Annotated in this window: 5 protein-coding genes; all 5 read right to left on the bottom strand. The window is 66.0% G+C overall.

What is annotated here, in order from left to right:
- Positions 1 to 273: 273 nt before the first annotated feature.
- Positions 274 to 897: an MCP four helix bundle domain-containing protein gene (locus CAPSK01_RS19050; protein ID WP_273704093.1), complete on the bottom strand. Its 624-nt coding sequence runs from the start codon at positions 895 to 897 to the stop codon at positions 274 to 276.
- Positions 898 to 1,106: 209 nt separating this feature from the next.
- A complete protein-coding gene (locus tag CAPSK01_RS19045) occupies positions 1,107 to 3,686 on the bottom strand; it encodes an EAL domain-containing protein (protein ID WP_273704092.1) in 2,580 nt (859 codons plus the stop codon).
- 264 nt (positions 3,687 to 3,950) lie between these two features.
- Positions 3,951 to 4,622, bottom strand: coding sequence for a response regulator transcription factor (locus CAPSK01_RS19040; protein WP_273704091.1), 672 nt, complete (start codon positions 4,620 to 4,622; stop codon positions 3,951 to 3,953).
- Positions 4,619 to 6,706, bottom strand: coding sequence for a PAS domain S-box protein (locus CAPSK01_RS24015; protein ID WP_273704090.1), 2,088 nt, complete (start codon positions 6,704 to 6,706; stop codon positions 4,619 to 4,621). The genes CAPSK01_RS19040 and CAPSK01_RS24015 overlap by 4 nt, the downstream gene beginning before the upstream one ends.
- A 117-nt stretch (positions 6,707 to 6,823) precedes the next feature.
- A partial coding sequence (locus CAPSK01_RS24010) for a hybrid sensor histidine kinase/response regulator (RefSeq protein ID WP_273704089.1) occupies positions 6,824 to 7,652 on the bottom strand: 829 nt, incomplete at its 5' end.

The raw sequence follows: 7,652 nt of genomic DNA, 5'->3' as shown, positions 1-7,652 counted from the left end.
TTCTTCGACCGACGCCGCCTGTTCGCTCGACGACTGCGATAGCGACTGGGCAGTGGCCGACACCTGGCCGGAAGCGTTCGAGAGGTTGTCGGCGGCGCCGCGCACTTCGCCGATGATTTCCGCGAGCTTGGCGATCATCGTTTGCAGCGAGCGCATCAGACTCCCGACCTCGTCCCGGCCGGTCTCCTCGATCGCGATCGTCAGGTCGCCCGCCGCCAGCGCGTCGGCCGCGGCGACGGCGGCGGCAACTGGCCCGGTGATCGAGCGAGTGATCTAGTAGGCGAGTGCCGCTCCGATAGCGAATGCGAGGAGGGCCAGGCTGACGATCAGCACCCCGCTGTCATCGGCCAGTTTCTCGGCATCCTTGCCCGCCTTTTCCATCAACTCGGTCTGATAGTCGATGAGTTTCTCGACCGAATTCATGTAGTCAAGCTGCGACTTGCGCATGACGGTCAGCAGAAAAGGGCGGGCTGCCTCGATGTTGCGGTCCTTGACCATGGTGATGAATTTATCGCCGTCCGCGACGAACACCTGGCGCAGGGCCACCGTCTCATCGAGAAGCTTCTTTTCGGTGTCGGAAGCGGCCGCCTTCTGAAGTTGCGCCAAACGTTCCGCCACAAGCTTGCGCGCCTCGGCGATACGCTCCAGTTCCTTGTTCGCTTCGTTCGGATCCTTGAGCAGCAGCGCGTTACGCGAAGCGCGCGCGATCAGGTTCACGTTGTCGATGATGTCGTTGGACCATACGGTCTTCGGAAATTTGTCGTTGACCACGACGTCGAGTTGCTTGGCAAGCAGGTGGAGGCGCGTATAGGAGAGCGCCGTGACGATGGCCATGAGCAACAACACGACGCCAAATCCGACGCCAAGACGGATGCCGATACGAAGATTCTTGAACATGAGAGGTTCTCCTGTGAGGTTTGGGACAAAGAGCGTGGTCATGGAAGGCGGAAGCCGTGGTCGTCGGTCGGCCGACGACGATCACTTCTGGGTATTCCGGGAGGGGAAAACTGCGGATCTGGCGCCATTTCCGGTGTGCCGGCCGCGTCCGGCAGCCGATCTGCGGGCCGCGCCGCAGGTCATCGACCGGCAACACAGGCACCACCATGTCACTCGCTGCCTTGCGGCCGCGGCCGCAGCCGCATGCCGGTCACGCGCAGACCGGCTTCATCGCTCCAGGCGGCCGGTGGACACCAGCCGGCAATCCACGCGGGGATCTCCTCCGCCGGCATCGGCCGTGCAATGCCATAGCCTTGCGCCAGGTTGCAACCCAGGCGCAGCAATTGGCAGCCATGCGCGTCGGTCTCCACGCCCTCGGCGATCACCTCGCGCCGAAAGGCCACCGACAGGCCGATCACGCCCTCGACGATGGCCTGCGCGTCGGCATCGACCAGCAGGTTGCGCACGAAGGACTGGTCGATCTTCAGCGACTGCACCGGCAGATGCTTGAGATAGGTCAGCGACGAGTAGCCGGTACCGAAGTCGTCGAGCGAGAAGCGTACGCCCAGACGCCGGCAGTCTTCGATTCGCCGGGAGACTTCCGCGATGTCGTCGAGGGCGGCCGTTTCCAGGATCTCGAGCTCGAACCCGTCCGCCGGCAGCGCCGGATGTTCGGCCAGCACGGATTGCAGCCGGGCGACAAAATCCGGCTGCTGCAGGTGCCGCCCGCAGACGTTGACGCTCACCGGCAAATGCAGGCCGTGTTTGGCCCAGGCGCTGATCTGGCGTAAGGACTCCGCCATCACCCAGCGATCGACGGTGATCGCCAGTTCGCTGTTTTCGATCGCCGGCATGAAGCGGGCCGGCGAGAGTAAGCCGCGTTCGGGGTCCGCCCAGCGGATCAGGGCTTCGGCGCCGATCACCGCTCCACTGCGCATGTCGACCTTGGGCTGGTAATGCAGGCAGAATTCCCCGGCCGTGAGACCGGTTTCGGCGCGATCGAGCAGATCCCGATGGCCCCGGGCGCGCCGGTCGTAGTCGGCGTCGAACCAGTGGTAGCGGTGCCCGCCGGCCTGTTTGGCGGCGTACATCGCCTGGTCGCCATGACGCAAGAGAACCTCCGGATCGGCCTCGTCGTCGGGATAGATCGTCACGCCCAGGCTGGCCGCCAGCGGCAGCGGCTGACCGGCGATCGCAAAGGGGTGCTCGAGGGTGGCGAACACACGACCCAGGGCCAGTTCGCATTCCTCGACATCATCGAGGTCGCCGAGCAGCACCACGAATTCGTCGCCGCCCAGGCGTGCCACGGTGTCGCCGGCGCGCACGCACTGTTTGAGGCGCCGGGCCACCTCGACCAGGACCTGGTCGCCTCGCTCGTGTCCCCAGGTGTCGTTGAGCGGCTTGAAGCCATCGAGGTCCAGGTAGACGACCGCCAGTTTCCGCTGGTCGCGCCGGCTCTGCGCCATGGCCTGTTGCAGGCGGTCGGTGAGCAGGACACGGTTGGGCAAGCGGGTCAGATCGTCATGGTAGATCAGGTGTGCGAGCCGTTCCTCGGCCCGTTTGCGCTCGCTGATGTCGAGCGCCGAGAAAGTGACTCCCTTGCTCAGATCGTCGATGTCGAGTGGCGCCGAGCTGAGGACGATCCAGATGATCTCGCCGTCCTTGCGCTGCCAGCGCACCTCGACTGTCCCGACGCCGCGTTCGGCAATCTGGCGGTACTTTTCCTTGCCGACGCGAGCGTAGTCGTGGTCGTCGAGGTAGAGCAGGCGGGCGTCGCGCCCGCACAGATCGGCCGGCGAATAGCCGGTCATCTGGCACAAGGTCGGGTTGACTTCGAGGATGATGCGTCGGCTGACCAGCCCCATGCCGACCGGTGCGGCGCGAAAAATACTCTCCAGCTTCGCTTCGTTGCGCCGCAGTGTCTCCTCGCGCTGCTTGCGTTCGCTCAACTCCGCGCGCAGTCGCCGGCGACCCCAGCCGAGGCCCAGCAAACCCAGCCCCCAGACGGCACCGTAACCGCCTGCGGTAGCCATCACTTGTCCGTTGAGCGCTTGTCGATAAGGCTCCCAGGGCACGGCGACGCTGATGCCGCCCCGGATGTCGCCCTCGCGATAACCCTGCTTGGCATGGCATTTCAGGCAGGGCTTGTCGGCGATCAGGGGCCGCATGAAGCGCAAATGGGTTTGCCCGTCGATCGTCTCCAGCGAAACGGCTTCGCTCTGACCGCGTTCGAAAGACTCGAGCGCCTGTCTCTCCCAATCGTCGGGCGCGTTGGCCGGCCGGATGGGCTGCAGGCTGGTGATATGGCCGCGCACCCCGCTGGCAACGGCTTCCATTTCGTGCAACTGCCGCGTCATATAGGCCGGATTGATCAGCGTCAGCGTCCGCCCGGAGGGAGTAAGCACTTCCCGCTCGGGCACGTCGAGATAGGGATTGGGCGGGGTCTGCTCGGTCATCGGCGCATAGACGCCGCCGTGCCGGCTCGCCCAGCGTCGGAAAAGCACGTCCTTGTTGTGGCGTTCCTCGGCCAGATTCCTTGCCATCGCCCACGCCGTGGCCCGGCTTTGGTACACCTGCCCGCCGGCCAGCGCCAGGATCAGCAGCGTCCACAGCAGCGCAATGCCCCAGAACCAGGCGTCGAGATGGGTCGCCACTGCCAGCAGCGGGCGGCGGAATGGTGAACGCCCTCGCTCGCCGCGGCCTGGGGCGGTGGCCGGCGTGCGCACTGCGGAGGAACGCGCTTCGTTCAACGATGGAAACCTCTGGTGGCTGGGCAAGCGCTGCCGACGAATGACCGAATCGCCAGCCAGCCAAGCGACACCAGGTCTGCCGTTCTGCGCCACGAGTGTCCGCCAGGGCAGCCGGCACAACCGACGAAAAGCGGGTCGAAAGCTCAAGGTGGCGACCAGGGAATCCCCTGATCACCGACGAAGCACTTTAGCGCCCGGTGGGCAGGTCGAGGCATCCAGAATGTTCGGTATTCCAGGCGGGGAAAACTACGGATTTCGGGCGAATCAGCGGAAAGGGTCGACCAGGCCGCTGCGAATGGCGAAGCGCGTCAATCCGGCAACGTCGTGAATGTTGAGCCGTTCCATGAGTTGCGCACGGTGGGTTTCGACGGTGCGCAGGCTGACGCACAGCCGCTTGGCGATGTCGCGCGTCGTGCAGCCCTCGGCGACGAGTTGCAGGATTTCGCGCTGACGGGGGGTCAATAGCTCATTGCCGACCGCCGATGAGGCGGCGTCTTCCCGGCTGGCGGCCAGCCGCAGATAGTCGTCGAACAGGTGGCGAGAGACGACCGGGCTGAGCCAGCCCTGCCCGTTGCCGACGGCGCGCAGGGCGCGCTCCAGTTCGTCGACCGCGGCGTCCTTGACGACATAGCCGACCGCGCCGGCGCGTAGCGCCGCCAGCACGTAACCCTCGGTGGTGTGCATCGACAGGACGACGACGCGTGTCGCCGGCACCGCCTTGACGATCAGCGCCGTGGCGTCGAGGCCGTTCAACCCCGGCATGCTGATGTCGAGCAGCACGATATCCGGTTCCCTCTCGCGTGCCAGACGGACCGTTTCGCGCCCATCGCTCGCCTCGGCGATGACCTGGAAACCCTGGATCCCTTCGACCAGTTTGCGCAGACCGGCCCGCATCAGGGTATGGTCGTCGGCCAGCAAGACGCGCAGCGGTTTCACGACGCGGCTGGCAACAAGGGAAGCGTGACCGCGATGCGCACGCCCCTGCCCGGCTGGCTGGCGAGCGCGAATCTCCCGCCGAGCAGCGCGCTGCGCTCACGCATGCCGATCAGCCCGAGGCCCGACTGGAAACCGTAGGAAATCGCCTGCGGGTCGAAACCGCAACCATCGTCCGCGATCACCAGCGACAGGTCTCTGCCATCGACCGCCGCGTCGATCACGATGCGCCGCGCCTTGCCGTGCCGGATGGCATTGCTGACCGCTTCCTGGACGATGCGAAATGCCGCCGTTTCGAGCTCGGGCGACAGGTTGGCCAGGCGGTCATTGACTTCGACGACGCAGCCGGCGCGTTCGGCCTGACTGCGCGCGTACCAGCGCAGGGTTTCGGCCAGACCGAGGTCATCGAGGATCGGCGGGCGGAGTCGGCGGGCGGTGTCCTGGATGTGCTCGCGGGCGTACTGTGCGATCTCGATGCAGTCGGCCAGGCGGCGGCGATGACCGGCGTGCTCGACATCACGTTCGAGCATCGCCAGATTGACCTTGAGCGCCCCCAGTTGTTGGCCGAAGTCGTCGTGCAGCTCACGCGCCAGGGCGCGCCGCTCCTCTTCCTGGACCGACAGCAGCCGTTGCGAAAGCTGCCGCAGGCGCTCGTTGCTCTGTGCCAGGTGGAGTTCGGCGCGCTTGCGGTCGGTGATGTCGATCAGGCTCAGCAAGATCCGGGTCTCGCCGTTCTTCCGTATCCTTGCGGTCGAGCAAAGCGCGGTGAAGTCGCTCTCGACGTCGTCGATGCGCAGCCGCGTCTGGTACTCGATGCCGACATGGGGCTGCGCGGTGTCGATCGTGTCCTGGATGGAGCGCCGCAGCGTGCAGTTTCGACAGGCCGGCCCGAAGCCGCAACCCCGCGCATCGTCGAGTGCATGGACGCAACCCAGCAGGTCGCAGGCGCGGTTCGACAAGTTGATCGGGTTGTCCGGCCAACCGGTGCGCGAGCGAAAGAAAGCGTTCGCTTCGACCACCTTGTGGTCCGGGTCCAACTGACAGATCATCACCGGCACGGAATCGTAGACCCGCTGCAGTTCATTGCGGCTCTCGACGATGCGGCGTTCGACCTGCTTGCGCTCGACCAGGTCCATGGTCATCGACGCCAGTTCGCGCAGCATCGTCACGTCGTCGTCGGTATAGTCCTCCCGCTTGTTGCCGACACCGACGATCGCCACCACCGCTTCGCCGCGCAGGAGGGGAACCGTGAGTTGCCGGGTCAGCGCCGAGTGGCCCGGCGGCAAGCCCTTACGGCCGGGGAGGTGGGCGTAGTCGTTGTGGATGACCGGCGCGCGACGGTGGAAAGCCTCGACCCATACGCCCGCCTCGCCGATCGCACAGTGCTCCTGTAAAGCAGGCGCAGCGCACATCTGCAGCGTCTGGGACGACCAGGCCTGCCTGGTGAGCTGCTCTTGGTCGGCGTCCACGAAATGAAAAAAACCGATCTCGCTGGCGGTGAACGCTTCGGCGATGTCCAGCGCGGTGCGCAGCAGTTCTTCGAGAGTCCCGTTGCGGGCAAGATCCGACAGGTGCAGCCGCGCCCGCACGAGGACTTCGGCGCGCTGCCGTCGATGCACATCGCGCACGAAGGCGAAAAAGCGACGGCCGGCCAGCGGCCAGTACGAAACGTTGATCTCGGCGTGCCAGAGGCGGCCGCTTTTCGCACGATGCCGGGTCTGGAACAGATCGCTACCTTGCTCGACGACCCTTTCCATGTGGGCCATCACGGCCGCTCGATTTTCCTCCGCCTCCAGCTCGGCGACATGCATGCCGCGCAGTTCGGCGCGGCTGTAACCGGACAGGCGAGCATAGGTTTCGTTTGCCTCGAGCAGGTAGCCCTCCCGGTCGACCACCCAGAAGCCGTCCGGCGAGGTTTCGATGACCGCTCGATACTGTGCTTCGCTGAACTGGAGATCGCTTGCCGCCTGCTCGCGCGCCGCGAGCTCGGCCGACAATGCTTCGTTTTGACTTTGCAGTTCCCGGATCAGCCGGCAGGCGTCGTCGAAGGTCGCTGGCGGGCCGCGCCGGCGGTGGGCATCGTTCATGGACAACTCCAGGTGCTCATCGTGGTGGCGGGGTGGAGAATCCACCGGCAACGCCCGGAGTATAGGGATGCCCGGCGGGCGCTGTCAATTTTCGCCAGCGGCGACCACCGGTGGGTGTCAGGAACCCGGAACCTCGTCCCGCAGCACCTGGCGCAAACTGCGGCCGGCTTCGGCTGCCGCGACGCGAAACTCGGCGCGCAGTTGATCCGGCGAGCGATCTTCGGCCTGCCGCAGCCCGCTTTCACCCGCCGCCGCGACGACCGACAGATGGCTCGCGCCGACCGTTGCGGCAAGACCCTTGAAAGTGTGCAACAGGCGCGCCGCCGCCGTCAGGTCGCCACCTTCGAGGAGACGATCCAGTTCGTCCGGAGCACGCTCGAGCTGCTCCAGAAACGCGTTCAGGAGCCGACCATAGAGCAGTCTGTCGCCGTCCAGAGTGGCCAGTGCCGCGGCCACGTCGAGCACCGCGACCGGCGCAGTCGGCAGCGCGGGTTGCTGTGCTGCCGACCGCGCCGCCGGTGGCGTCAGGTCGCTTTCGACGCGGCGATCGACCGGCCGGACGTGTTTCAGCAGTACGTCGACCAGATTGGCGAGATTGACCGGCTTGCCGACATGGTCGTCCATGCCGGCCGCCAGGCAGGCGGTACGGTCCGAAAGCATGGCATTGGCGGTCATGGCGATCACCGGCAGGTCGTGCCGACCGAGTTCCTGGCGAATGGCGCGCGTCGCGGCGAAGCCGTCCATCACCGGCATCTGGATGTCCATCAGCACGGCATCGTAAGGCACTTGCGCCGTCCGCACGGCCGCCACCCCCTGCTCGCCATCGGCCGCGATGTCGATCTGAGCCCCTTGACTGGCCAGCAGTTCGCGCGCAATGATCTGATTCAGCTCGTTGTCCTCGACGACCAGCAGGCGCAGGCCGTCCAGCCGGCGCGGCTGGGCCGCC

This window comes from Candidatus Accumulibacter vicinus (assembly GCF_000584955.1).
GTDB classification, from domain to species: domain Bacteria; phylum Pseudomonadota; class Gammaproteobacteria; order Burkholderiales; family Rhodocyclaceae; genus Accumulibacter; species Accumulibacter vicinus.
This window is presented reverse-complemented; position numbering and strand designations above follow the sequence as displayed.